This is a genomic window from Flavobacterium sp. LAR06 (assembly GCF_041946075.1).
Lineage (GTDB): Bacteria > Bacteroidota > Bacteroidia > Flavobacteriales > Flavobacteriaceae > Flavobacterium.
The window spans coordinates 91,703-117,625 of sequence record NZ_JAUTYT010000001.1 but is presented as its reverse complement, the minus strand read 5'-3'; the positions used below and the strand labels follow the sequence as shown (position 1 = coordinate 117,625).

The following is a 25,923-nucleotide window of genomic DNA, read 5'->3' as shown; positions in this document are numbered from 1 at the left end:
AAGTAAATTGTAGTTGTGTTGTCTTGGTTTAGCTTAACTTATAAAGACCCGACAGATTTTAAAAAACCTGTCGGGTCTCAAAGGACTGAACCTGATTTTTTAGTAAGGAAGCTTATCGGCGAAAGCCACAATATCTTCTTTAATATTTTGTAAATAATCAATGTCATCAAAACCGTTAATCATGTTGTTCTTTTTGTATCCGTTGATTGCAAAAGATTCAGATTGACCTGTTGCCAATAAAGTAATCGTTTGGTTTGGCAAGTTGATTTCCAATTCAGTTTTAGGATCAGCTTCGATTGCTTTGAAGATAGTATCAGCAAACTCCGGGCTAACCTGAACTGGTAAAACACCAATGTTTAAACAGTTTCCTTTGAAAATATCAGCGAAGAAACTTGAAACTACAGCTCTAAAACCGTAATCGTAAACTGCCCACGCAGCATGCTCTCTTGAAGATCCTGAACCGAAGTTTTTTCCTCCAACCAGGATTTTTCCACTATAAGTTGAATCGTTTAAAACGAAATCAGCTTTTGGAGTATCATCTCCGTTATATCTCCAGTCTCTAAAAAGATTATCTCCAAAACCTTCACGTTTTGTAGCTTTTAAGAAACGAGCCGGAATGATTTGATCTGTATCTACGTTCTCAATTGGTAGTGGCACAGCACTACTGGTAAGGATATTAAATTTATCGTATGCCATTTTTTTTTTGCTTTAGGCTGTAGGCAATAAGCTTTAAGCTTTTTTCTACAGCATTTATTTTAGTATTGAATTTTAGCTTAAAGCTTACAGCGGGAATTAAAATAATTCCCTTGGGTCAGTTAGCTTTCCTGTAACAGCAGCGGCGGCAGCCATAATTGGACTTGCTAATAATGTTCTTGATCCAGGACCCTGACGACCTTCAAAGTTTCTGTTTGATGTGCTCACCGCATATTTTCCAGCTGGAACTTTATCATCGTTCATTGCCAAACACGCTGAACATCCTGGCTGACGTAATACAAAACCAGCTTCAGTTAAAATATCTAAAATGCCTTCTTCTTTAATCTGCGCTTCAACAACGTGAGAACCCGGAACTAACCAGGCAGTAACATTATCTGCTTTTTTTCTTCCTTTTACAATTTCAGCGAAAGCTCTAAAATCTTCAATACGTCCATTTGTACAACTTCCTAAGAAAACATAATCAATTGGTTTTCCAATCATCACATCATCTTCATGGAAGCCCATGTAAGCAAGCGATTTTTTGTAAGTTTCCTCACCACCTTCAACTTGATTAGCGTTTGGAATATGTTTTGAGATACCAATTCCCATTCCAGGGTTAGTACCATAAGTAATCATTGGTTCAATGTCTGAAGCATTGATGTTTAATTCAGCATCAAAAACAGCATCAGCATCCGTTTTAAGTGTTTTCCAGTATTCAACTGCTTTAGTCCACGCTTCACCTTTAGGAGCAAACAATCTTCCTTCAAGGAAATCAAAAGTAGTTTGGTCAGGAGCGATCATACCTCCACGAGCACCCATTTCGATACTTAGGTTACAAACGGTCATACGACCTTCCATAGTCATGTTTTCGAAAACATCTCCGGCGTATTCAACAAAATAACCTGTACCTCCAGAAGTAGTTAATTGTGCAATAATATAAAGTGCAACGTCTTTTGGACCAACACCTTTGCTCAATTGACCGTTTACGTTGATACGCATTTTCTTTGGTTTTGGCTGCATGATACATTGTGTAGAAAGAACCATCTCAACCTCAGAAGTTCCTATACCAAAAGCAATAGCTCCAAAAGCACCGTGAGTAGACGTGTGTGAATCTCCACAAACAATAGTAGCACCTGGCAAAGTAATTCCGTTTTCAGGACCAACTACGTGTACAATTCCGTTTTTAATGTGACCTAATCCCCAGTGCGAAATTCCGTATTCGGCAGCATTATCTTCAAGAGCTTTCAGCTGATTTGCAGATAGTGCATCCTGAACTGGTAAATGTTGGTTTATGGTGGGTGTATTGTGATCTGCAGTTGCAAAAGTACGCTCTGGGTAAAGAACCTTAACGCCTCTGGCTTTTAATCCTAAAAAAGCAACAGGACTCGTAACTTCATGAATGAAATGACGGTCAATAAAAAACACATCTGGTCCATCTTCAATTTTACGCACTACATGTGAATCCCATACTTTGTCAAATAATGTCTTACTCATTTTTTATTTTTTTTAATTGTAATTTCTATAATCACAGCAATTTTCTGATAATAGCAAAACAAAAGTAAAAAAAGATACAAAGTGGTCAATTTCAATATTTCATTATATACGATACCCAAACTAAAATACAAATTGCTATTCGTATTTATACGTTTAATTTTGGTCTGAAAATGAAGGATAAATTGCTTTCGTTTTTCTTTTTCTCGTTAATTTTGATTGGATTGCTTTTAATTTTAATAGTTTGCAAATTTATCTTAAAATAACTATAAAATATAGGTTTTAATTCAAAAAAATGTAACAAAATGAGTAAAAATAGTAATAATTGTTAGTTTTTGACTTTTAAGGAAATTTAAGAACTTACAAATTAATATGATTTTAAAGCCTAAAAAATTAATTTAGAATAGATATTGGTAAGCTCCATTTTAATTCAAATACTACGACATCCAAGAAGTGTATTTTTATGAAAATTTTATAGGATAAGATAAAAAAACAGATTCTTAAAGTGAATATTTTTTATGTTTGTTAGAAATCTGAGAGAATAAAAAAAGGATAAAATAATCATGAGAGATTACTTTATCCTTTTAAATTAAAACTTACTTTTAATTTAGATTTTTTTGAAATTCAAATTAGAATCAACAGCCCCAAGTTTGATTTCAAGAATTGAAATGTTTTGATAACTTGATCCACATCCCGCTGCAAAATAATACAAATCACCTTTTTTTACAAAACCTGCATTGTAAATGCCTGGATATGAGATAGACTTCAGTACATTTCCGTTATTGTCGTATTTCTCTAATTTTTGAAAACTAGATGCAATAAAGCCGTTTTCAATTTCTATCAGACCTTGTATATTGCTGTTGTTTGGCAATTTAATTAATTTCAGTTCTTCGCCTTGCGCTGTTGTAATTCTCAATTCGTTATGGCTGTATAATGCTAAATTTCCATTTGTCAATTTTATCACTTTAAAAGAACCATTAAAAGAATTCCAATCTAGAACAATATCTTTTAAAGTACTTGTATCAAATGTTTTTTGACTTGTGATTTCAAGATTTTCATTAAGAAATAAAACGAATGGTTTATAATTCATAAATTCATTTGTTGTCGATGTTTCGTATTTACCTCCAAAAGCAACATAAGTAGTTCCTGTTTTAATTAGGTTTCCGATAAAGGCATTTTTGACAGTGCTTTCATATGTTTTTCTGCTTACAAGTTTACCTTCGTTATTTCTTATTTCAATTGCAGGGTTCTTATCATAAGATCCATAAAAATAGTACTGATCGTTATTTTTAACTGAACCATAAATAGCGCCAGATGAGCTAGATTTAACAGGACTCCAGTCGGCGTTTAATTCTGTTTCTACTGTCCCTGCATAATAAGACATAGATTGAATTATGTTTACAATTTTGTTTCCGTTGTTTAAATAAGTAGTTTGCGCATGACCAGAATTACCATTTTTTTCAGTTATAATTTTAGTAGTGAAAGTCTTGGCATCATTATTATATTCTACATGTCTGTAATAACTAGTTGTAGATGTTGTTACTGATCTGTAAGATTCTGTGTAAAATATCTTATTGTCCTGCATTCCAATTTCAATAGGATAAACATCTGAGCCGCCGACTAGTTGATTAGTAAGTAAAAGAGAGTTTTCTTCGGTTACAGTTACTTTAATAGTGCTCGTTGCAACAGTACCATTTGTATCTTTAATAACTAATTTAACATTGTATTCACCAGCACGAGAATAATAAAATGTAGGTTCTTTTTCAGTAGAGCTTGTTTCGTTGCCAAAATTAAAAGTATAGCTAACAATTTCTTTACTAGATTTAGAGGTATTTGTTACTTTAATGTCATCGCCTACGTTAACTGTAGTTGCTGATAAAGTAAATGCTGCAGTTAAATTATTTTCTTCTGGAGTGTCGCTGCTGCAAGAACTTAAAAGGTTTAATAAAATAAATGCAAAAAAATAGATTTTTTTCATAAAATTAATTGTTTTTGGTTTTGATTTGAAGGTCCAAAGATATCTTTTTTATAAGAAAAACCAGCATTTTTTTAAACACTAATATTGGTAATTCTTTATTTCTCCAAGCCGAAAAAAAGCGTAAATTTGAACTTCCTCCATAATTTGTAAAGTGATTTTTTATCCTCCATATAATCAAGTGTTTATATTGGAAAATTGGAATTTGGAATTTAATTTTTGCTATTTAAACCTATGTATTTAATATTCGATACCGAAACAACCGGATTACCAAAACGCTGGGACGCCCCAATTACCGATTCTGACAACTGGCCTCGTTGTATTCAGATTGCATGGCAGCTGCATGACGAAATGGGACAGCTTATTGAGCATCAGGATTATTTGGTAAAACCGGACGGATTTAATATTCCGTATGATGCCGAACGTATTCACGGAATTTCGACTGAATTGGCTGAAGCCGATGGAATCACGCTGGCCGAAGTTTTGGAGAAATTCAATATCGCTTTAAGCAAAACCAAATTTATTGTGGGTCAGAATTTAGGTTTTGACGTCAATATTATGGGCGCGGAGTTTCATAGAATGGGTGTGGATTCTCCAATGAGCACAATGCCGGTTTTGGATACCTGTACCGAAGTTACGGCTTCTTTACTACAGCTTCCGGGAGGTCGTGGAGGAAGATTCAAATTGCCAACCCTAACCGAATTACACAGCTATCTTTTCAATAAACCTTTTGCAGAAGCGCACAACGCAACTGCCGATGTTGAGGCAACTACGCGTTGTTTTTTAGAGTTAATTAGAAGAGAGGTCTTTACCAAAGAAGAATTAGATGTTCCGAAGGATTATTTCAAGGAATTTCAGGATAGAAACCCTCAGGAATTTCCGTTAATCGGTTTAAAACACATCAATTTAAAAGCGGCTTCTGATAAAATCAGAGAGCAAATAAAAGCTTTACAATCTGATGATGTACAAACTACGGTTTCAGCATCAGACAGAGAAGATTTTAAAGCCGCAAAATATGCGCATTTACACAATCATACGCAGTTTTCGGTTCTTCAATCGACTATAGGTATTGCAAATATTGTTGCGGCTACAGCCAAAAACGGAATGCCGGCCGTGGCCATGACCGATACCGGGAACATGATGGGGGCTTTCCATTTTGTGAGCGCCGTTATGAACCACAACAAAGCGGCTTCCGGAAAGAATAAAGCTTTAGTTGAAGCCGGAGAAGAACCAACTGAAACGGAGATCAAACCAATTGTAGGTTGTGAATTTAATGTCTGCGATAATCACTTAGATAAAAGCAAAAAAGACAACGGAAATCAGGTTGTATTATTAGCCAAAAATAAAAAGGGTTACCATAATTTGGCGAAAATGTCGTCGATCGCCTTTACAGACGGTTTTTATTATGTTCCGAGAATTGATCGCGCTATTGTAGAAAAATACAAGGAAGATATCATGGTTTTGTCTGGGAATTTATACGGAGAAATCCAAAGTAAAATTCTGAACATCGGTGAAAACCAGGCCGAAGAAGCTTTGATTTGGTGGAAAGAACAATTTGGAGATGATTTCTATCTGGAAGTCATGCGCCACAATCAGGAAGATGAAAATCGCGTGAACAAAACCCTGATTGAATTTTCTAAGAAGCATAATGTCAAATTAATTGCAACCAATAATACTTATTATTTAAATAAAGAAGATGCCAATGCACACGATATTTTATTGTGTGTAAAAGACGGTGAAAAACAGGCAACACCAATTGGTCGTGGCCGTGGTTACCGTTACGGATTGCCCAATCAGGAATACTATTATAAGTCGGAAGAAGAGATGAAAAAACTCTTTTCTGATTTACCGGAGGCAATTATCAACATTCAGGAGATTGTCGACAAGGTTGAAGGGTATTCACTTTATCGTGATGTATTACTTCCAAAATTTGATATTCCGGAAGAATTTGTTGTTGCTGAAGATGAAGCAGACGGTGGTGTTCGAGGTGAAAATAAATATTTGCGACACCTTACTATGGAAGGTGCCAAAAGAAGATATGGTGAAATTACAGAATCGATTCAGGAACGTTTGGATTTTGAGCTGCTAACGATTTCAAATTCGGGATATCCGGGTTACTTTTTGATCGTTCAGGATTTCATCGCCGAAGCCAGAAAAATGGATGTTTCGGTAGGACCAGGACGTGGATCTGCTGCAGGTTCTGCGGTAGCCTATTGTTTAGGAATTACAAACATTGACCCAATTAAGTACGATTTGCTTTTTGAGCGTTTCCTTAATCCGGATCGTGTATCCATGCCCGATATTGATATCGATTTTGATGACGAGGGACGTGGTCGTGTTATGGATTATGTAATCAATAAATACGGTAAAAATCAGGTGGCGCAGATTATCACTTATGGTAAAATGGCAACCAAATCAGCGATTCGTGATACGGCGCGTGTTTTGGATTTACCATTATTTGAAGCCGATAGAATTGCAAAACTGATTCCGGCAATGATGCCTTCAAAATGGAATTTGGCACGTTTTATTTCTGAAAACGAAGATGAGGTTAAAAAAGCCCTTCGTTCAGATGAGTTTGATAACGTAAAAGAATTAATCGCCATTGCCAATGAAGATGATTTGGCCGGAGAAACGATTCAACAGGCAAAAATCCTTGAAGGATCGATGCGAAATACCGGAATTCACGCCTGTGGGGTAATCATTACTCCATCGGATATTACGAATTTCGTTCCGGTTACAACCGCAAAAGATTCTGACTTATATGTAACACAGTTTGATAACTCGGTTGCTGAAAGTGCCGGATTGCTGAAGATGGACTTTTTGGGTCTGAAGACCCTTACGCTGATAAAAGATACCGTTAAACTGGTAAAATACAGAACAAATATTGATCTGGATCCCGATACATTTCCTATTGATGATCCGGAAACGTACGCACTTTTCCAAAGAGGAGAAACGGTTGGAATCTTCCAATACGAGTCACCCGGAATGCAGAAATACATGAAAGATCTGAAGCCAACGGTTTTTGGAGATTTAATTGCGATGAACGCCTTGTATCGTCCGGGACCTTTAGAATATATTCCGTCTTTCGTTCGAAGAAAAAATGGTGATGAAGAAATTAAATACGATTTAGATGCCTGTGAAGAATATTTAGGAGAAACCTACGGAATTACAGTTTATCAGGAGCAGGTAATGCTTTTGTCGCAATCGCTGGCTGACTTTACAAAAGGTGAGGCCGACGTTTTGCGTAAAGCGATGGGTAAGAAACAAAAGGACGTTTTGGATAAAATGAAGCCTAAGTTTGTGGAGCAGGCATCGGCAAAAGGCCATGATGCAAAGGTTTTAGAGAAAATCTGGAAAGACTGGGAAGCTTTTGCGAGTTACGCCTTCAACAAATCGCACTCGACTTGTTATGCCTGGATTGCATATCAAACAGCTTATTTAAAAGCGCATTATCCAGCTGAATATATGGCCGCGGTACTTTCAAATAACATGAACGACATCAAACAGGTTTCGTTTTTCATGGAAGAATGTAAGCGAATGGGCTTACAGGTTTTAGGCCCGGATGTAAATGAATCGTATTATAAATTTACAGTAAACGATAGTTATGCTGTTCGTTTTGGAATGGGAGCTATTAAAGGTGTGGGTTCCGGAGCCGTAGCAACAATTGTAGAAAATAGAAAAGACGGAAGATATAAATCAATTTTTGATTTAGCGAAACGTATTGATTTACGTGCTGCCAATAAAAAAGCAATTGAAAACTTAGCTTTAGCAGGTGGTTTCGATTCTTTTGAAGGAACAACCAGAGCGCAATATTTTCATGATGATGGTGACGGAATTACTTTTTATGAAAAGGCGATGCGTTATGGATCGAAGTTTCAGGAAAATGAAAATTCATCTCAGGTAAGTTTGTTTGGAGAAGCCAGCGAAGTTCAGATTGCCGAGCCAGTTGTACCTCCATGTGAAGACTGGAGTACCATGGAAAAATTGGCGAAGGAAAAGGAAGTTGTTGGAATTTATATTTCGGGACATCCTTTGGACGATTTTAGATTTGAGATGAAATACTTCTGCAACGCCCGATTAGAAGCGCTGAAAAGTATGAATGAATACGTGGGAAAAAATTTAAATTTTGCCGGAATCATCAATAACGTTCAGCATCGTGTGGCCAAAAACGGAAAAGGCTGGGCGGTATTTAATTTAGAAGGATATGATGAAAGTTATGAGTTTAAGATTTTTGGTGAAGAATATTTAAAATTCAGGCATTTCCTGATTCAGAATAACTTTGCTTATTTGAAAATTTTAATAAAAGACGGCTGGGTAAACCACGATACAGGTAAAAAGTCTGATCCAAGACTAACGTTTGTTGAGGTTCGACAATTACAGGATGTATTGGAGGCCTTTGCTAAAAAATTGATACTGCTGTTGAATATTAAAGATTTGCAAATAGATTTTATTCATACGCTGAGTCATTTGTTTAATGCCTATAAAGGGGATAATTCGGTGACTTTTGAGATCATGGAATTAGAAAAAATAAAACGTTTGGTTGAGGTGGAAACCAATACTGATTTTGAAGAAACCGAAGAAGCTGTTTTTGTTGATGAAAGTGAAGATGCAGATTCACCATTGGAAGAAACCAAAATTCAGGAAGTAAAAGAGGTTGAGGAAATTAAGGTAGTGACCAAGCTAACAATGCCGAGCCGAAGATTAAAAGTGAGAATTTCGACGGAGTTATTGCAGGAATTGGAAAAACTTCAGATAAATTTTAAGCTGAATTAAATTTTAACAGTTAAATTTTAGGGTTATGTAAAATTTTTATGTTAAAAATATGCATGCATAATACTTTTTTAGTAATATTGCCCGAAATTACAACGTTTTCGTTCCAAGTCTAACTTTGCAAACCAAAAAAATATGTTAAAATATTTTATGTTTGCATAAATTAATTAAATCAGAATTATGAAAAAGAACCTATTTTTATTAGGATTATTAGTTTGCTCTATGGCCACAATGGCGCAAACAGAAAAAGCAGATAAACCAGAAAGCTGGTACTTTAAATTAGGAGGATCTTATTTTATTCAAACTGCTGCTACTGAGTTTCCAATTGTAAATGGTCAATTGCCTAATACAGATGTATATGGTCCTAATGGAACTACTTTAATTTCAAGAGAAACTAATCACGGCTCATTTGGAGAAGGGTTTCGTTCTGGATTAACTGCAGGTTACCGTTTTTCTACTCGTTTAGGAGTTGAAATGGGAATTAACTATTATTCTAGTGCAGATAAATTGATGGTTGAAACTACAAATCGTTTAGTTGCTACAACACCAGCAAATATTTTTGTATCTGGAGATGCTGTAGGAAAAATTAGAGCTTGGGATTTATCACCTGCCTTGGTGTTGTTTTTGGGAGAAACTAAAGGTTTTGAACCATATACAAAAGTAGGAGTAATTGTTCCTATTCATGGAGATTTAACTATTGAGACTAATCGTGAGTATTCTACTGCAGCAGGAGTAATGGCAAAAACTTACTCTGAAGATGTTGTGAAACCTAATCCAACTATTGGTTTTATGGCTGCAATTGGAAGTTCTTATAAGATAGGTAAAAAAATAGCTTTGTATGCTGAAATTGAATATAGAAACTTTACTGTTCACGGAGATACAAAAGAAACTACTGTATTTACCGAAAACGGAGTAGATAAATTGCATACACCATCTACTTTTAGACAAGATGCTTCGTATTCTGCTATTCATACTAATTATGTAGACAAGATTGATACTTCATCAAATAGCAAAGTAACAAATGCTGCAGGTTTTGACAGTAGTAAAGCTACTGATGATATCAGTTCTTTCGTTGGAATCTCTGGTTTAGGTTTGACTTTTGGTCTTAAATACAGCCTATAATTTTAAAGAAATTTATAGTTTATAAAAAAGAGGATATTCAATTTTGAATATCCTCTTTTTTTACGTCTTTCCGTAATGAAATCTCTTTTATAAAGTATAGTTTCGCCAGCAATTAACCAATATATAAAATAATGAAGAAAATTACTTTTGTTATCCTTTTTTTAGGAGTATTAAATTTTGCAAATGCACAAGAAAAAGGTAAATTTAGAGTTGGCTTGGATGCCGGTCTTGTATTAGGCACAGGAAAAGGCGGCGGCGGAATGCTGGCTATAGAACCTAAATTCAATTTAAAAGACAATCTTAATGTTGGACTTCGCTTTCAGGGCGCTGGAATGTTCAAGGATTTATATTATATAGATGACAGAAAAGAAGATTATAATGCTACAGTTGTGGCAAATTTATCTGTTGTAGCAACGTCTGATTATTATTATCTCAACGAAGAAAACCGTGGATCATTTTCACCTTTTGTTGGAGGCGGACTTGGACTTTACAGTGTTTCAAATGTATTTTTCACAGATGAACAGTTTGATGATGGAAATTCTTATAATACAAAGGCGAATTCAGTTTTTGGGGGTATGATTCGTACTGGTTTTGAATGGGGAAAGTTCAGATTGACAGCAGAGTATAATTTTGTTCCGAAAACAGATTTGCAAGATGTTTACGGTAATGTCATTGGTAGGGAAAAAAATAACAATTTCGGACTAACTCTTGGTTTTTACTTAGGTGGAGGAAAATGGCGTAGGTAAGTAATAGCTATTAAAAATCAAAAGCGCATTACAATATCATTTATATTGCAATGCGCTTTATTATAATTGGAAATAAGTTAAATTATGAATTCCTAAATTCCTTCAAAACTTCATCAATAACCCAACTTGTTCTGGCTGCAGAAGTTCCTTTTGACGGATTTATACCTTCATAGCCTAAAAGTTCAGCAACTACAGTTTCAACAAGTGGTTGTTGAATATGGAGTGGATTTTCAATCGTAATACTTTCTTTTTCTCCATTCGGGTATTGAATATGAATTGGATCATTCCCGAAAGTTGAAAACGAAATTTTCCCTTTATCGCCAACGATTTCGGTATTATCATATCGCTCGAAACTGGCAAAGTTCCATAAACCTGTTCCATGAATTCCGTTTTCGAATAAAAAGGACATCGAAACTGAATCTTCGGCGGGATAAGCTTTAAGCTGAGAACTTGCATGCCCGCGAACAGCTTTGATCGGACCCAAAACAAAATCGAGAAAATCTAAAGTATGACAAGCTAAATCGACAAATATTCCGCCACCTGAAATATGTGGTAAAACCGTCCAAGGTAAATTAATTTCGTCGTCATAACGCTGTTCAAACGGATGATATAAAACACAATTTACATGTCGTATAGTTCCAATTTTGTTCTGATCAATTAGCTCTTTTATTTTTAAGAATCTTGGTAAACTTCTTCTGTAATAAGCCACAAACAACGGAACATTATGATCTTTGCAAACACTAATCATTTCGTTGCACTCTTCAAATGTCAAAGCCATTGGTTTCTCTACATAAACAGGTTTTCCTGCTTTGGCGCATAAAATCGTATATTCTTTATGAGAGGATGGAGGGGTGGCGATATAAACAGCATCTACTTCAGGATCGTTGATTAAATCTATAGCGTTTGAATACCATTTTGGTACATTATGACGTTTGGCGTAGTCTTCGGCTAGTTTGGCATCTCTTCGCATTACAGCAACCAATGCTGAATTTGGAGTTTTTTGAAAGGCGGGACCACTTTTAACTTCAGTTACATTTCCACAGCCTATAATTCCCCATTTTATGATTTTCATTTTTTCACTTTTTAGTTAATTCAAATTTAAAAAAAGGTTTGCCATGAATTGCACGAATTTTCATGAATTCTTTGTGTTTAAAAACAGCCACAAACTCACAAAATAAATTCGTGAATTCGTGGCTATAAAAAATTAGACAAAAGTTTACTTTTTCGGTAAAGCAGTAAATCCCATATTATACAGCGTGAACGCCTGTACATCTACATTTTCCTGAATAGAGGCTGCAACAGATTTTCCTGCCCCGTGACCTGCTTTTACATCAATACGAATTAAAACAGGATTATCGCCAGCTTGCTTATCCTGCAATTCCGCAGCAAATTTAAAACTGTGTGCCGGAACAACACGGTCATCATGATCACCAGTTGTTACCATTGTTGCCGGATATTTAACGCCTGCTTTTACATTTTGAACAGGAGAATATCCTTTTAAATATTCGAACATTTCTTTATTGTCCTGAGCAGTTCCATAATCATATGCCCATCCTGCACCTGCTGTAAAAGTATGGTAACGCAACATGTCCATAACACCTACTGCAGGCAATGCTACTTTTATTAAATCCGGGCGTTGTGTCATTACAGCTCCAACTAATAAACCTCCGTTAGAGCCTCCTCGAATCGCTAAGAAATCGGATGAGGTATATTTTTGAGCGATTAAGTATTCACCAGCCGCAATAAAATCATCAAACACGTTTTGTTTTTGAAGTTTGGTTCCCGCATCATGCCATTTCTTTCCGTATTCACCACCACCTCTTAAATTTGCAACGGCATATACACCTCCATTTTCCATCCAAACGGCGTTTGCAATGCTAAAAGCCGGTGTCAGACTAATATTGAATCCACCATAACCGTAAAGGATCGTTGGGTTCTTACCGTTTAATTTTAATCCTTTTTTATAGGTAATAATCATCGGGATTTTTGTTCCGTCTTTTGAAGTATAAAAAACTTGTTTTGACTCGTAATCTTCACTTTTGAAATCAACTACCGGTTTTTGATAAATTTCAGATTTGCCAGATTTTGGTTCCAATGAATAAATGCTTCCCGGAGTAGTGTAGTTTGTAAAACTGTAATACAAAGTTTTCTCGTGTTTTTTTCCTCCAAAACCACCTGCAGTTCCTACTGCAGGAAGTTTAATTTCGCGAACTAATTTTCCGGTATAATCATATTGTAGTACAAACGAAACGGCATCTTTAGTATAATTGGCAAAAAAGTATCCGCCACCTGTTGAAGGTGATAAAATGTCTTTCGTTTCTTTGATAAAATCTTTCCAGTTTTCTGGTTTTGGATTGCTCATATCAACAGTAACAACGCGTTTGTTTGGAGCGTTTAAATCCGTTTGGATAAACAATTTACTTCCTTCATTTTCAATAATTGAATTTTCACCGTTAAAGTTGTCTACAATAGTTACAATTGGACTGTTTGCAACAGTTAAATCTTTAATGTACAACTCATTTCCATAGGTCGAATTTGCTGCAGAGATCACTAAGTAACGATCGTCTTCCGTAACATAACCACCCACATATCTTCGTTTTTGATCTGCTCCAAAAATAAGCTTATCGTCTTTTTGTGAAGTTCCCAATTTATGGAAATACAATTTATGCTGATCTGTTTTAGCAGACAGTTCGCTTCCTTTTGGTTTATCATAACTTGAGTAATAAAACCCTTCATTGCCATGCCATGAAATTCCGCTGAATTTTATATCAACTAAAGTATCTTCTAAAACTTTCTTAGAAAGAGCATCTATAATAATTACTTTTCTCCAGTCGCTTCCACCTTCAGAAATGGCATAAGCCGCTTTTGATCCATCTTTAGAAAAATCCATTCCACCAAGTGAAGTTGTTCCGTCTTTAGAAAAAGTATTCGGATCTAAGAAAACTTCTTCTCTTCCATCGGAACCTTTTCTGTAAATAACCGATTGATTTTGAAGGCCGTTATTTTTAGAATAGTATGTATATTTTCCTTCTGTACTAGGGGCACCTATTTTTTCATAATTCCAAAGTGTTTCCATTCGTTTTTTTAATGCATCACGAAACGGAATTTTATCCAAATAGCCGTAAGTAACTTTGTTTTCTGCTTGTACCCAGGCTCCGGTTTCGGCAGATTTGTCATCTTCAAGCCAGCGATAAGGATCACTTACTTTAGTGTCGAAATACACATCGACAGTTTCCCCTTTTTTTGTTTCCGGATATTGAATTTTATTTTGTCCAAATGAAATTCCTGCAGTTGTAATAGCCATTATAAGAAATGTTTTTTTCATAGGTTAAGTTTGTCGCTGGTAGCAAAAATAGTGGTTTTTGTAAAGATTGTTTAATATTTAACCACAAAGTGCACTAAGATATGTATGCATGCTTGGTTTTATAAATGCACAAAGTTCACAAAGCTTTGTGTTGATAGCTAACTTTGTGAACTTTGTATTTTCTGAAGATAGTTTTAAATAAAACCTTTGTGCACTTTGTGGTTAAATTAAAAGTTATAGATTAAAATTTACTCCCAGAACAATGTTTCTTCCAATATTCGGGATACCGTCTGTTTTTAATCTTGAAAGGTGTGCAATATATTCTTTATCGAATAAATTGTTTCCGTTAAGGTTAACATCAAAAGCAGTTTTACCCAATTTTACTGTTCCTCCAAAACCTAAGTTTACTAAAGTATAACCTTTTGAAGCCGTTTCAAAACCACTTACATTGTCTTGATTGAAGGTTGAAGAAATATTTAAAGTTGCAAAACCTTCCTGAAACCAGTCTTTAATTTTGAATTCAGTTCTAAGTGTGTTGTTCCAATTGTTCGCCGGAATTAAGGGTAAATAATCTTTGTTGTCTTTTTTACCTGTTACAGTTTCAAAACTTGTTTCAAAATGCAACCAGTCTAACGGATGCGGGTGAAAGTGTAATCCTGCTTCACCACCGTACAATTGTGCGTTATCCTGTACGTAGGCAAAAACATCATTATCGTCCATAATATCTCCCGTTGGTGAAGTATAGATGTAGTTGTTTACGTGATTGTAAAATCCGTTTACGAAGAATTCAAAGTGCGAATTTTTATATTCTAAGTTTAAATCGGTTTGAACGTTTTGCTCTGTTTTTAAATCTGGATTTCCAATTTCATAACGATTCGTTCCTTCATGAACTCCGTTTGAAGTTAATTCGGCTAAATTGGGTGCTCTAAATCCTGTCGCAACATTCAATCGAAGTGTCAAAGGTTCTGCTAATTTGGTTTTATATCCCAATGAAGCATTAAAGCTGTCAAAAGATCGGTCTAAAGCCTGAAAGTAACCTTCTTCACCAGCGATTCCATGTTCTTCAGAAGTTATATTTCGATTGTCAAAACGCAATCCTGCTTGTAAAACACTATTGTTCCATTCGTAGTTGGCTGTTCCAAAAACACCAAAATCGTTTGTAGTGGCATCCGGAATCAAATATTCTTCACCAAAATTGGTATTGGTTTGATGCATTCCCTGAACGCCTAAAATGGTTTCAATTTTGCCCATTTTTGGAAAATGATACTTCGCGTTGTAATTGAAAGTATTCAATTTCATTCTTAAAGAAGCATCATTGCTGTCTTCAAATTCGCTTCTGTCATTGGCAATATACCCTAAATCAACATCTAATTTTGAGTTTTCAAAAAAGATCACATTGTTTAAACTCAATAAATGATTGAAGATTCCCTGTCTTGGAAACATAGTATTTTTACTTGAAGACTGTTCTCCAATTCCGTCTTCTGGAATTCCAAGATCCAGTTTATTGTAGTTGTATCGCAAAACACTGGAGAAACTTGAATTGCTATATCCAATTCCGGTTTTAAAATCGGTTTCATTATAACGTGAATTCGTTACACGGTCACCATCCGCAATTTTATAATCAGAATGGGTGTTGAAACTTCCGCGAGCCAGAAATTTCCAGTTATCGGTAGATGTTTTTAATCCAATAGAAGAATTGCTTCCTTCTGTATTTGTAAAATACTTTTGACTGAAATTAGCTTTGAAAGTATTGGCGTCTGCAAATTTTTCAGGATTGAAATACAATACACCTCCCAAAGCATCAGAACCATACAATAAAGAAGCTGGGCCTTTGATAACTTCGACACTTTCAATTCCGGCATCGTTTAATCCTAAACCGTGTTCATCGCCAAACTGTTGATTTTCGATACGCACACCCTGAGAGTAAACCAAAACACGATTACCGCTCAAACCACGAATGACCGGTTTTCCTATAGAAGTTCCTGTTGAAATTTGAGAAACTCCAGGAATTGTTGCCAACCCTTCAATTAAAGTCGAGGTTCCTTTTTGCTGTAAGGTTTTGATGCTTTCATGCTCAATTTTCATTACATTCTGCGATTGTAATTTGTTAAAAGGAGTAGAAACAACCACTTCATCCATCTCTAAAATAGATTCTAAAAGAGTAATATCAAGTGTGTTTTCTTTTACTAATTTAGCAATGGTTTGGTTCTGATTAGCATATCCAACATAAGAAAAGGCAAGACGAAGACTTCCGCTCGGAAGATTTTTCAATTCGTATTTCCCGTTTTCATCTGTTGTAGTTCCTTTATGTAATTCAGGAGCATAAACTGAAACTCCTGGTAATGGTTGATTTTGAGCATCGGTTACAATACCTGAAACCGAATTTTGAGCAGAAAGTATGCCCGAAACCCCTAAAATAAGGGCTAATATGATTTTTTTCATTTGAAAATGATGCTATAGTTTAATTGATTTTTTTCTTCAGAATAAAAACAGAAATCAAAGCAAACTTGCCAATCCTGATAAGTATCAAGATGGAAAATTTATTTTCTTTCGAATTTTATAAATTAAGAATTTGATTTTATTTCGTATATCTCGAAATCTAAGAAACTATAATTGCTGGTGGCCCACGCAATAAATAAGCGCTTCCTGAAAACGAAAAAACATTCTCAGAAATGGTGAAAAAATATGGAATTTCTTTGTGAAAAGTACGAAATTGGAAAGCAAAATCTTCAGGAAGAATATAACTTCCGAAAGCAAAATGACAAACATAACACAAATCATAATTATGATGCTGGTGCGTTATCTCACCTTGAGGATCATTATAATCATGATGACATTGTTTTTCTGAAAGCTGCTTTACAATATGCTCATAACTGTGTATCGACTGAAACAATATTGAGAACAATATCGTCAGCGCGAAAGAAACACTTAATAGGAGCTGCTTTTTTTTCATGCAGGACAAAGGTATAAAAGAGGAATGAAAAATTGATTCATTTTTTGGATTCTGTTGCTGATTTGTTGAAAATTGCGCAACAAATAGTTTTATTCGTCGTGAAAAAGAGAATAATTGCTTTCAAATGGTATCCTGAACTGGCATTATATTATATTTGTGTGAAATAAATCAACGCTAAAAAACGTTTATTTGAGAACCACTTTAAAACCAAAATACGATATGCGATTCCTTTTAAGTTGTTTGTTTTTAGTTTCTTTTTTCAATACTTTTTCGCAGGAAGAAGTGAAACCTGAAATAAAACCAGTGGTTAAAATTGACTCCTTATATCGTGAAGATCAGTTTTATTTTACGATAACGTATAATATGTTGGTTCAGGGACCTCCAGGCTTAAAACAAGATAAATTTTCTGCCGGATTTTCTGGAGGTTTTTTACGTGATTTTCCCATCAATAAAAAAAGGACTTTTGCTATAGCACCGGGTTTAGGAATAAGTTATCAAAATTATTATCAAAATCTTACCATTTCAACGGCTACTGACGGAGCATTACTGTATGGTGTCAACAATTATGATGAATTTGTCTCCAATAGATTTCGACAATATTCAGTTGATCTACCAATAGAATTCAGATGGCGAAATTCGACTTTTGAAAGCACTAAATTCTGGAGAATTTATACAGGAATAAAATTTAGCTATGTTTTTGCCGCTAAATCTGTTTTGAAAGACGGAGAGAACACTTATAAAATTAAGAATAATCCGGATTTAAATGATTTTCAATATGGAGCTTACATTTCAGCAGGATACAATACTTGGAATATTTATGCCTATTATGGTTTAAATCCTTTGTATAAATCTACGGTAAAAACTATAAACGGAGATAGTGTCAATATGAGAACATTAAACCTTGGACTGGTTTTTTATATTCTATAGCCACAAATATAAAAACAGTACCTGCGGTAGAACACCCAGTACCAAACCTATCATTAATTCTTTAGGAGTATGTGCTTCCATTTCTAAGCGTGAAGAAGCCACAACTCCGGTCATAAAAATTAGAAAGGCTCCCCAATAAGGATTTTGCATTTGTAAATGCATATTTAAGCCAATTACAAAAATGGTCAGGCCACTAATGGCCATCATATGCAGACTTGCTTTTATTTTAAAAAGTGAACACACCAAAGCTAAAATAGTACTGAATAAGGCACCGAGAAAAAAGAAATGAAGTTCAGGATAACGCGCAATCACGATACTTCTTTTTACCAAAAGAATGTATAAAAAACACTGTAAAACGAGTGGGATTCTGCGTTGTGATGTTTCAGGAACCATGACAGAACTTACGTGTCCGGTCGAACGAAGTAACAAGAAAAACAAGACCGGAACCAGGATTGTAATGATTAGAATCTGGAACAATACATAATATTTCTCCTGGTTGGTAAAAATATCTCCTTTGCAAAAAAGATAAAACAAAGTAGCATACATCGAAATAAAAATCGGATGTAAGATATAGGAGAATAGAGGGAGTATCTTTTTCAAAACGCTATATTTTGTGGTATTCAACAAATATAATAATGTTTTTTGCCGCGAAATATATAAATTTTCACAAATTATCTTTAAAATATTTTAAAGCTGTGTAAAAAATAATTCGTGGAAATTCCTGCAATTCGTGGCAAACCTTTTCCTTCTTTAGTTTATTCAAATCCAATAATTAGTGAAATTTTGTGAAATTCGTGGCAAACCTTTTTCTAAATTTGACAAAAGAAACTTTCTAAATGAGCATAAATTTAAAAAACCTTATTTCAGTTCTGGACGCCAAATGGATCGGTCCTGATACTGATATTTTTATTGATCATATTTCTATCGACAGCCGCTCGTTGCAAAACGGATCAAAAACATTATTTTTTGCCTTATCAGGCGCTAATAATGATGCTCATTTATATATTCCGGAGTTGATAGAAAAAGGTGTTCAGAATTTTGTAGTGCACCACATTCCCCAAAACAGTGAAGGAAAAGCCAATTTTTTGGTGGTAAACAACACGCTCAAAGCTTTGCAGCAATTTGCAAGTTATTATCGTGATCTTTTCGATTTTCCTGTGCTCGGATTAACAGGAAGCAACGGGAAAACGATTGTAAAAGAATGGCTTAATTTTTTATTAAGCCCCGATTATAATATTATAAGAAGTCCTAAGAGTTATAATTCTCAGGTTGGCGTTCCGCTTTCTGTGATTGCCATTAACGTAAAACATAATTTGGGTATTTTCGAAGCCGGAATTTCTACGGTGAATGAGATGAGCAAACTTGAAAATATCATCAAGCCTACAATTGGTGTTTTAACCAATATTGGACCGGCACATGATGAAGGTTTTGATAAGTTAGAACAAAAAATCAGAGAAAAATTATTGCTTTTCAAAAAATCAAAAGTTATTATTTATCAAAAAAATGAACTTGTTGACCACTCTTTAAAGGTATTTTGCGAAGAATATCCAGTAAATGACAGAACTCTTTTTTCGTGGAGTTTTACTGATAGTATGGCAGATGTTTTTATTCTGGAAAAGGAAAGTCGAAATGAAAAAACCATTGTTCAGTATCAGTTCCAAAATGAATTTTTCGATTTAGAAATTCCGTTTAGTGATTCAGCTTCGGTTGAAAATACGATTTCTTGTTTATTGGTTCTGCTTTATTTTAATTATGATTTTGAAACGATTCAGGAACGCATGAAAATGTTATATCCGGTCGAAATGCGTTTGGAAGTAAAGAACGGAATCAACAATTGCAGTATAATTGACGATAGTTACAGTTCCGATTTCCAGTCGCTTAAAATTGCTTTGGATTTTCTGGAGAGCCAGCAAAAGAAGAACGCAACAAAAACGGTTATTCTATCTGATATTTTTCAAAGCGGGTTTTCAAATGAAGAGTTATACTCAAAAGTAGCACAACTTATCGCTGATAATAAAGTTAATCGTGTAATTGGAATTGGAAAAACAATCACCTCTTTTGCAGCCAAATTTACGAACATTATTACATTTGAAAACACGGCCGAATTTATCTCGAAGTTCGAAAGTTTAAATTTTAATAATGAGACGATTTTAATTAAAGGTGCAAGATCATTTCAGTTTGAAGAAATTGTTTCGCTACTTGAAGAAAAAACGCATGAAACGGTTCTGGAAATTAACTTAGATTCCATTAGTCATAACCTGAATTTCTTTAAAGCGAAATTAAATCCAGGAGTTAAAATCATGGTGATGGTAAAAGCTTTTGGATATGGAAATGGCGGATTGGAAATTGCAAAATTACTCGAACATCACAAAGTAGATTATTTAGGTGTGGCTTTCGCCGATGAAGGAATCTCGTTGAAAAATGGCGGTATTAAATTGCCAATTATGGTTTTGAATCCAGAATCGACCAGTTTTCCTTCGATTATTCAATATCAGTTAGAACCTGAAATTTATAGCATAAAAGGATTAAATGCCTTTTTGAAGATTGCCCGTGAAAAGAATCTAAAAGATTTTCCTATTCACATAAAATTAGATACGGGAATGCACCGTTTGGGTTTTGAAGAAAATACATTTGATGAATTAATTGCAACTTTAAAAGGAAATACAACGGTAAAGGTTAAAAGTGTTTTGTCACATTTGGCGACAAGTGATGAAATGAAACATTATGATTTTGTGATTTCTCAGATTAATTTATTCGAAAAATTATCTTCAAAATTAATTTCAGAATTAAATATCAACCCAATTCGTCATATTCTCAACACCTCAGGAATTAGTAATTTTCCAGACGCGCAATACAATATGGTGCGATTGGGAATTGGTTTGTATGGTGTTTCCAACGATCCATCGGAACAAAAATATTTAGAAAATGTAAGCACTTTAAAGTCGATTATTTCTCAGGTTCGAACAATTCCAGGAGGTGATAGTGTGGGTTACGGTCGTCGTTTTATGGCTCAAAAAACAACTAAAATTGCTACGATACCAATTGGTTATGCCGATGGAATATCGAGATTATGGGGAAATCAGGTTGGATTTGTTACAATTAAAAATCAAAAAGCATCTATAGTTGGAAGTGTCTGCATGGATATGTTAATGGTAGATGTAAGCGAAATTGATTGCAAAGAAGGAGATTCGGTTATTATTTTCGGAGAAAGCCCAACAGTGATAGAAATGGCAGAGGCTTTAAAAACCATTCCGTATGAAATTTTAACGAGCATTTCGCAACGTGTAAAACGGGTATTTTTCCGATAGTTTACTGGGATTTTAAAGAAAATTACGTATTTTCGATATTTATTAATCACTACTAAAATATACAATTATGGGATTTTTTTCAGAATTTAAGGAATTTGCAATGAAAGGCAACGTGGTTGATCTGGCTGTCGGTGTAATCATTGGAGCTGCTTTTGGTAAAATTGTAAGCTCATTTATCGAAAATGTAATTACACCCTTATTATTGAAACCAGCTTTAGATGCCGCGCATTTATCTACCATTGAAGAATTAACCGCTTTTGGAGGAGTAAAATATGGTCTGTTCCTTTCGGCTGTGATTAACTTTATAATTGTGGCTTTTGTATTATTCTTAATTATAAAAGGAATAAACAAAGTGAAAAAGAAAGATGAAGTTGTTGCGCCACCAGCAGGACCAACGCAAGAAGAATTGCTTACACAAATTAGAGATCTGTTAAAAAACAAACAATAATATACTATACCGCTACACTAAGTCTAACTTAACCGCTCCTCAATTGGAGCGGTTTTTTTGTTTTTGTTTAATTTATAACATTTTGTTATTTTTTGTGAAGCATCTTGTTTTCACTTATATTATGTATACTTTTGCATTATAATTTAGATTAATTCATACTAAAAATATAAAAATGAGAATAGCGGTTGTAGGTGCCACTGGTATGGTTGGCGAAGTAATGCTTAAAGTTTTAGCGGAAAGAAATTTTCCTGTTACAGAATTAATTCCTGTTGCGTCTGAAAGATCGGTAGGAAAAGAAATTGAATATAAAGGAACAAAATATAAGGTTGTAGGAATGCAAACAGCAGTAGATATGAAAGCTGATATTGCGGTTTTTTCTGCCGGAGGTGATACTTCATTAGAATGGGCACCAAAATTTGCTGCAGCCGGAACAACTGTTATTGATAATTCTTCTGCATGGAGAATGGATCCTACGAAAAAATTAGTAGTGCCAGAAATCAATGCTTCAACATTGACAAAAGAAGATAAAATTATTGCAAACCCAAACTGTTCTACTATTCAAATGGTATTGGCGTTGGCTCCTTTACACAAAAAATACAATATCAGAAGAATCATAGTTTCTACTTACCAATCGATCACCGGAACTGGTGTAAAAGCAGTAAAACAATTAGAAAACGAATATGCAGGAATTCAGGGTGAAATGGCTTACAAATATCCAATTCATAGAAATGCGATTCCACATTGCGATAGTTTTGAAGAAAACGGATACACTAAAGAAGAAATGAAATTAGTTCGCGAAACTCAAAAAATTCTTGGTGATAATACGATCAGAGTTACAGCTACTGCAGTACGTGTTCCAGTTGTAGGAGGACATAGTGAGGCAGTTAATGTTGAGTTTACCAATGATTTTGATGTAAACGAAGTTCGTGAAATTTTACACCATACTGATGGAGTAGTGGTGCAGGATAATTTAGATACCTTTACATACCCAATGCCATTATATGCAGAAGGTAAAAATGATGTTTTTGTTGGAAGAATCCGACGTGACGAAAGCCAGCCAAATACTTTAAACATGTGGATTGTTGCTGATAACCTTAGAAAAGGAGCCGCTACAAACACAATTCAAATCGCTGAGTATTTAATTGCAGCAGGTTTGGTATAAACCAGAGATTAAAGAAAATTGTTATAAAGGAAAAGCCGTAATTGCAGCGATGTAATTACGGTTTTTTTGTGAAATTGATTTATAGAACAAACCTGTAGGTTTTGTACTGATAAGCATAAAAAAAGCGAGAACCTAAATTCTCGCTTTTCTGTTTTTAATATCCTGCGGACCGATAGTTCTAAACAAAAATTCCAAATTCTAATAGTTAAACTATTGGAATTTGGAATTTTTAAAAATTGTAATTTATTATTTTAATATTCAGGAGCCAGTTCTAATTCCAGTCCTTCTAATTCTGTAGTAATTGGGATCTGACAGCCTAAACGACTATTAGATTTAACATAAAATGCCTCCGAAAGCATGGCTTCTTCATCATCTCCCATTTCTGGTAATGCAACATCATTTAGAACATAACATTGACAAGAAGCACACATGGCCATTCCGCCACAGGTTCCTTCAACGGGAAGTTCGTATGCTTTGCATAACTCCATTATATTCATTGCCATATCAGTTGGAGCTTGTAACTCGTGTATAACTCCTTCTCGATCTTTAATCTTTATTAATACATCCATTTTTATTAATTGGAAATTTATTTATGGGTCGGATTTAATAACGTGATTAAATCCTTATTTATATTAGCTAGTTGGTTTCAGGCTAAATGCGAATTCTTTTCTAGCGTTTTCTTTAAGGTGCATTTTTACACCAAGTTTATTGCCTCCTTTTTCTAAAATTGTAACAACTGCAATTACGGAGTAGTAATCATTATCTGACTGAAAAATCAACATTCCTTCATAAGTTGAATTGATGACTCCTTGTTTGTCAGTTGTAGCAGAAATTTTTCTTGGATGAGCAAATTCAGCTGTACTGTAAGTTGACTTATTTGCGAATTTTGCTTTTCCTTCTGAAAAATCATAAAGGAAATCATAATTACCAATTCTAAGGCTTCCTTCTTCAGCAGTTGAACTTGTCGAGAATACGATTTGTCCAGCATATTGAAAATCTGACCATTCTTCAGATTCGCTTACCCATGCTTTATCAACAACCAGGGTTTGTGTGCTTTGTTGTGCGTAATTTGCAGATACAAAAAATAACAATAAAAATAGAGCGTAATAATTCTTCATATATATAAGATTTAGGGTTATGTGACAAATTTAAGTTAAAAATGTATTAATTCGTTAACTAAAACTCTTAAATCTTTATATTGTTTTTTGTTAAATCCGCAATTTTAAATGCTTTTTTAAAAGCTTTATTCGAAATTTGCAAGACAAACACTCTTAAGGCCTATTATTCTTGTTAAATAATTGACGACGTAAAGTAAAAAAAAAGGCCTTTTGCTTTACATTATATTTACCACAGTTTCGATTTGTGGAGCATACTTTTTTATCGTTGTTTCAACACCAGCTTTTAGTGTCATCTGATTTACACTACAGCTAATACAGGCTCCTTCAAGACGAACTTTAACGTGTTTGTCATCTTCGATAGAGATTAGCGAAATGTCTCCTCCATCAGAATTTAAAAACGGTCTGATTTCATCTAGAGCCAATAATACGTTGCTTGTTAATTCTTCTGTTGTCATAATTTTATTTGTCAATTAAACAATGTGTCAATTAGATAATGAGATAATTAGATAATTTTCTAATTGGCACATTTTCTAATTTTCTCATTATCTCAATTATCTAATTTTTCTTTACCGCTGAACATCCCGCCATAGTTGTAATTTTAATGGCTTCGGTTGCTGGTAAGCTATCGTTTCTGTTTACTGTTTCTTGTACCACATTTCTGGTAATTTCTTCAAAAATAGTTTCAATTACAGAAGCCGTTTGTAAAGCTGCCGGACGACCGTAATCTCCTGCCTCACGAATGGACTGTACAATTGGTACTTCTCCTAAGAATGGAACATTTAAATCTTCTGCAAGGTTTTTAGCCCCTTCCTGTCCAAAGATATAATATTTATTGTCAGGTAATTCTTCTGGAGTAAAGTATGCCATATTTTCAATAATTCCCAAAACAGGAACATTAATGTTATCCTGCATAAACATGGCAACTCCTTTTTTAGCATCTGCAAGTGCTACAGCCTGAGGAGTACTCACTACAACTGCTCCGGTAATTGGCAATGATTGCATGATAGAAAGGTGAATGTCTCCCGTTCCCGGAGGTAAATCGATTAACATGAAATCTAATTCTCCCCAATCTGCATCAAAAATCATTTGGTTTAATGCTTTTGCAGCCATAGGTCCTCTCCAGATTACAGCTTGACTAGGTGCTGTAAAAAATCCAATTGAAAGTATTTTGATTTCAAAGCTTTCAACTGGTTTCATTTTTGATTTTCCGTCAACGGTAATCGAAATTGGTTTTTCGTTTTCAACGTCAAACATAATTGGCATTGAAGGCCCGTAAATATCAGCATCTAAAACTCCAACAGCAAAACCCATTTTGGCAAGTGTTACGGCAAGATTTGCAGTAACAGTAGATTTTCCAACGCCACCTTTACCAGAGGCAACGGCTATAATATTTTTGATTCCAGGAATTGCTTTCCCTTTTATTTCATTAGGGTTTTCCTTCGTTTCAACTTTAATGTTTACTTTAACTTTAGCTTCAGGAGATACCAAGTCATGAATTGTTTTTTTGATATCATCTTCAGCTCTTTTTTTAATGTGCATTGCCGGCGTGTGCAATAATAAATCTACCACAACTTCATCGCCAAAAGTAATTACATTGGCAACAGCACCACTTTCAACCATATTTTTTCCTTCTCCAGCTATGGTGATTGTTTCCAGAGCTTTAAGAATTTCTTTTCTATCTAATTTCATTTTAATGTAGGTGTTTCTATTGGAGAAACGTATTTAAGCACTATGTTTATTTAAACTCGTTTCAGACTGCAAAGATAACAGATTATGTTCGGATTTCTGCCCTTTTTGAATCGTATTTATTGATATCGAAATTATTCAAAATGATACTATTGCGCTTTTTTGGCCACCGAATAAAAATTATGAAGGGTAACAACTTCGTTTTATAAGAAAAGAAACC

Annotated in this window: 19 protein-coding genes; 7 read left to right on the top strand and 12 right to left on the bottom strand. The window is 34.6% G+C overall.

All coding sequences use genetic code 11. The annotated features are described in order from the left end of the window. Nucleotides 1-99: 99 nt before the first annotated feature. The 3 genes from leuD to Q7C23_RS00495 all read right to left on the bottom strand — a co-directional run bounded on the left by leuD (nt 100) and on the right by Q7C23_RS00495 (nt 4,162). Nucleotides 100-696, bottom strand: coding sequence for a 3-isopropylmalate dehydratase small subunit (leuD, locus tag Q7C23_RS00505; RefSeq protein WP_026982656.1), 597 nt, complete (start codon nt 694-696; stop codon nt 100-102). A gap of 96 nt (nt 697-792) precedes the next feature. Then, the gene (gene leuC / locus Q7C23_RS00500) at nt 793-2,187 is read right to left on the bottom strand and encodes a 3-isopropylmalate dehydratase large subunit (RefSeq protein ID WP_375030692.1); all 1,395 of its coding nucleotides are present in this window, start codon (nt 2,185-2,187) and stop codon (nt 793-795) included. Between the two features lie 604 nt (nt 2,188-2,791). Continuing rightward, nucleotides 2,792-4,162 carry a PKD domain-containing protein gene (locus Q7C23_RS00495; protein WP_375030691.1) on the bottom strand — a complete coding sequence of 457 codons (1,371 nt, stop codon included), beginning with the start codon at nt 4,160-4,162 and terminating at the stop codon, nt 2,792-2,794. A gap of 231 nt (nt 4,163-4,393) precedes the next feature. Here Q7C23_RS00495 and dnaE point away from each other — a divergent pair, with 231 nt between their 5' ends. The 3 genes from dnaE (at nt 4,394) to Q7C23_RS00480 (ending at nt 10,797) form a co-directional block, all read left to right on the top strand. After that, entirely contained in the window at nt 4,394-8,932 is a 4,539-nt protein-coding gene (gene dnaE / locus Q7C23_RS00490; protein ID WP_375030690.1) for a DNA polymerase III subunit alpha, read from the top strand. A 177-nt stretch (nt 8,933-9,109) separates the two neighbouring features. Next, nucleotides 9,110-10,051 carry an outer membrane beta-barrel protein gene (locus Q7C23_RS00485; RefSeq protein WP_375030689.1) on the top strand — a complete coding sequence of 314 codons (942 nt, stop codon included), beginning with the start codon at nt 9,110-9,112 and terminating at the stop codon, nt 10,049-10,051. Nucleotides 10,052-10,182: 131 nt separating this feature from the next. After that, nucleotides 10,183-10,797, top strand: a complete 615-nt coding sequence (locus tag Q7C23_RS00480; RefSeq protein ID WP_375030688.1) for a hypothetical protein — start codon at nt 10,183-10,185, stop codon at nt 10,795-10,797. 82 nt (nt 10,798-10,879) lie between these two features. Here Q7C23_RS00480 and Q7C23_RS00475 read toward each other — a convergent pair whose 3' ends face one another. The 4 genes from Q7C23_RS00475 to Q7C23_RS00460 all read right to left on the bottom strand — a co-directional run bounded on the left by Q7C23_RS00475 (nt 10,880) and on the right by Q7C23_RS00460 (nt 17,054). Continuing rightward, entirely contained in the window at nt 10,880-11,869 is a 990-nt protein-coding gene (locus tag Q7C23_RS00475) for a Gfo/Idh/MocA family protein (RefSeq protein WP_375030687.1), read from the bottom strand. Nucleotides 11,870-12,013: 144 nt separating this feature from the next. Continuing rightward, entirely contained in the window at nt 12,014-14,122 is a 2,109-nt protein-coding gene (locus tag Q7C23_RS00470) for a prolyl oligopeptidase family protein (RefSeq protein ID WP_375030686.1), read from the bottom strand. Between the two features lie 213 nt (nt 14,123-14,335). Beyond that, nucleotides 14,336-16,543, bottom strand: coding sequence for a TonB-dependent receptor domain-containing protein (locus tag Q7C23_RS00465; protein ID WP_375030685.1), 2,208 nt, complete (start codon nt 16,541-16,543; stop codon nt 14,336-14,338). A gap of 157 nt (nt 16,544-16,700) precedes the next feature. Continuing rightward, the gene (locus tag Q7C23_RS00460) at nt 16,701-17,054 is read right to left on the bottom strand and encodes a hypothetical protein (RefSeq protein ID WP_375030684.1); all 354 of its coding nucleotides are present in this window, start codon (nt 17,052-17,054) and stop codon (nt 16,701-16,703) included. Between the two features lie 189 nt (nt 17,055-17,243). On the opposite strand from Q7C23_RS00460, the gene Q7C23_RS00455 reads away from it, so the two are divergent. Next, a complete protein-coding gene (locus Q7C23_RS00455) occupies nt 17,244-17,981 on the top strand; it encodes a porin family protein (protein WP_375030683.1) in 738 nt (245 codons plus the stop codon). On the opposite strand, the gene Q7C23_RS00450 is transcribed toward Q7C23_RS00455, so the two are convergent. Beyond that, nucleotides 17,976-18,581 carry a hypothetical protein gene (locus Q7C23_RS00450; RefSeq protein WP_375030682.1) on the bottom strand — a complete coding sequence of 202 codons (606 nt, stop codon included), beginning with the start codon at nt 18,579-18,581 and terminating at the stop codon, nt 17,976-17,978. The genes Q7C23_RS00455 and Q7C23_RS00450 overlap by 6 nt on opposite strands. Before the next feature lie 236 nt (nt 18,582-18,817). Here Q7C23_RS00450 and Q7C23_RS00445 point away from each other — a divergent pair, with 236 nt between their 5' ends. The 3 genes from Q7C23_RS00445 to Q7C23_RS00435 all read left to right on the top strand — a co-directional run bounded on the left by Q7C23_RS00445 (nt 18,818) and on the right by Q7C23_RS00435 (nt 22,899). Next, on the top strand, nt 18,818-21,289 hold the full coding sequence (locus Q7C23_RS00445) for a bifunctional UDP-N-acetylmuramoyl-tripeptide:D-alanyl-D-alanine ligase/alanine racemase (protein WP_375030680.1): 2,472 nt from the start codon (nt 18,818-18,820) through the stop codon (nt 21,287-21,289). A gap of 67 nt (nt 21,290-21,356) precedes the next feature. Further along, the gene (gene mscL / locus Q7C23_RS00440) at nt 21,357-21,737 is read left to right on the top strand and encodes a large conductance mechanosensitive channel protein MscL (RefSeq protein WP_074662737.1); all 381 of its coding nucleotides are present in this window, start codon (nt 21,357-21,359) and stop codon (nt 21,735-21,737) included. Between the two features lie 172 nt (nt 21,738-21,909). Continuing rightward, the gene (locus Q7C23_RS00435) at nt 21,910-22,899 is read left to right on the top strand and encodes an aspartate-semialdehyde dehydrogenase (protein WP_375030679.1); all 990 of its coding nucleotides are present in this window, start codon (nt 21,910-21,912) and stop codon (nt 22,897-22,899) included. A 251-nt stretch (nt 22,900-23,150) separates the two neighbouring features. Here the strand turns inward: Q7C23_RS00435 and Q7C23_RS00430 are convergent, their stop codons facing one another. The 4 genes from Q7C23_RS00430 to Q7C23_RS00415 form a co-directional block, all read right to left on the bottom strand. Further along, nucleotides 23,151-23,468, bottom strand: coding sequence for a 2Fe-2S iron-sulfur cluster-binding protein (locus Q7C23_RS00430; RefSeq protein WP_007805184.1), 318 nt, complete (start codon nt 23,466-23,468; stop codon nt 23,151-23,153). A gap of 63 nt (nt 23,469-23,531) precedes the next feature. Beyond that, nucleotides 23,532-24,017, bottom strand: coding sequence for a hypothetical protein (locus tag Q7C23_RS00425; protein WP_375030678.1), 486 nt, complete (start codon nt 24,015-24,017; stop codon nt 23,532-23,534). 215 nt (nt 24,018-24,232) lie between these two features. Further along, complete coding sequence (locus Q7C23_RS00420) at nt 24,233-24,472, bottom strand: NifU family protein (RefSeq protein ID WP_072970266.1); 240 nt, start codon at nt 24,470-24,472, stop codon at nt 24,233-24,235. 100 nt (nt 24,473-24,572) lie between these two features. Next, nucleotides 24,573-25,706: a P-loop NTPase gene (locus Q7C23_RS00415; protein ID WP_375030677.1), complete on the bottom strand. Its 1,134-nt coding sequence runs from the start codon at nt 25,704-25,706 to the stop codon at nt 24,573-24,575. Nucleotides 25,707-25,923: the final 217 nt, after the last annotated feature.

What these genes read in the sequence shown, in the direction of transcription:
- Q7C23_RS00465 (WP_375030685.1), bottom strand. Translation starts at nt 16,543, where the DNA reads ATGAAAAAAATCATATTAGCCCTTATTTTAGGGGTTTCGGGCATACTT.
- Q7C23_RS00425 (WP_375030678.1), bottom strand. Translation starts at nt 24,017, where the DNA reads ATGAAGAATTATTACGCTCTATTTTTATTGTTATTTTTTGTATCTGCA.
- mscL (WP_074662737.1), top strand. Translation starts at nt 21,357, where the DNA reads ATGGGATTTTTTTCAGAATTTAAGGAATTTGCAATGAAAGGCAACGTG.
- leuC (WP_375030692.1), bottom strand. Translation starts at nt 2,187, where the DNA reads ATGAGTAAGACATTATTTGACAAAGTATGGGATTCACATGTAGTGCGT.
- dnaE (WP_375030690.1), top strand. Translation starts at nt 4,394, where the DNA reads ATGTATTTAATATTCGATACCGAAACAACCGGATTACCAAAACGCTGG.
- Q7C23_RS00495 (WP_375030691.1), bottom strand. Translation starts at nt 4,162, where the DNA reads ATGAAAAAAATCTATTTTTTTGCATTTATTTTATTAAACCTTTTAAGT.
- Q7C23_RS00430 (WP_007805184.1), bottom strand. Translation starts at nt 23,468, where the DNA reads ATGGATGTATTAATAAAGATTAAAGATCGAGAAGGAGTTATACACGAG.
- Q7C23_RS00485 (WP_375030689.1), top strand. Translation starts at nt 9,110, where the DNA reads ATGAAAAAGAACCTATTTTTATTAGGATTATTAGTTTGCTCTATGGCC.
- Q7C23_RS00420 (WP_072970266.1), bottom strand. Translation starts at nt 24,472, where the DNA reads ATGACAACAGAAGAATTAACAAGCAACGTATTATTGGCTCTAGATGAA.
- leuD (WP_026982656.1), bottom strand. Translation starts at nt 696, where the DNA reads ATGGCATACGATAAATTTAATATCCTTACCAGTAGTGCTGTGCCACTA.
- Q7C23_RS00435 (WP_375030679.1), top strand. Translation starts at nt 21,910, where the DNA reads ATGAGAATAGCGGTTGTAGGTGCCACTGGTATGGTTGGCGAAGTAATG.
- Q7C23_RS00475 (WP_375030687.1), bottom strand. Translation starts at nt 11,869, where the DNA reads ATGAAAATCATAAAATGGGGAATTATAGGCTGTGGAAATGTAACTGAA.
- Q7C23_RS00470 (WP_375030686.1), bottom strand. Translation starts at nt 14,122, where the DNA reads ATGAAAAAAACATTTCTTATAATGGCTATTACAACTGCAGGAATTTCA.
- Q7C23_RS00415 (WP_375030677.1), bottom strand. Translation starts at nt 25,706, where the DNA reads ATGAAATTAGATAGAAAAGAAATTCTTAAAGCTCTGGAAACAATCACC.
- Q7C23_RS00445 (WP_375030680.1), top strand. Translation starts at nt 18,818, where the DNA reads ATGAGCATAAATTTAAAAAACCTTATTTCAGTTCTGGACGCCAAATGG.
- Q7C23_RS00460 (WP_375030684.1), bottom strand. Translation starts at nt 17,054, where the DNA reads ATGAAAAAAAAGCAGCTCCTATTAAGTGTTTCTTTCGCGCTGACGATA.
- Q7C23_RS00480 (WP_375030688.1), top strand. Translation starts at nt 10,183, where the DNA reads ATGAAGAAAATTACTTTTGTTATCCTTTTTTTAGGAGTATTAAATTTT.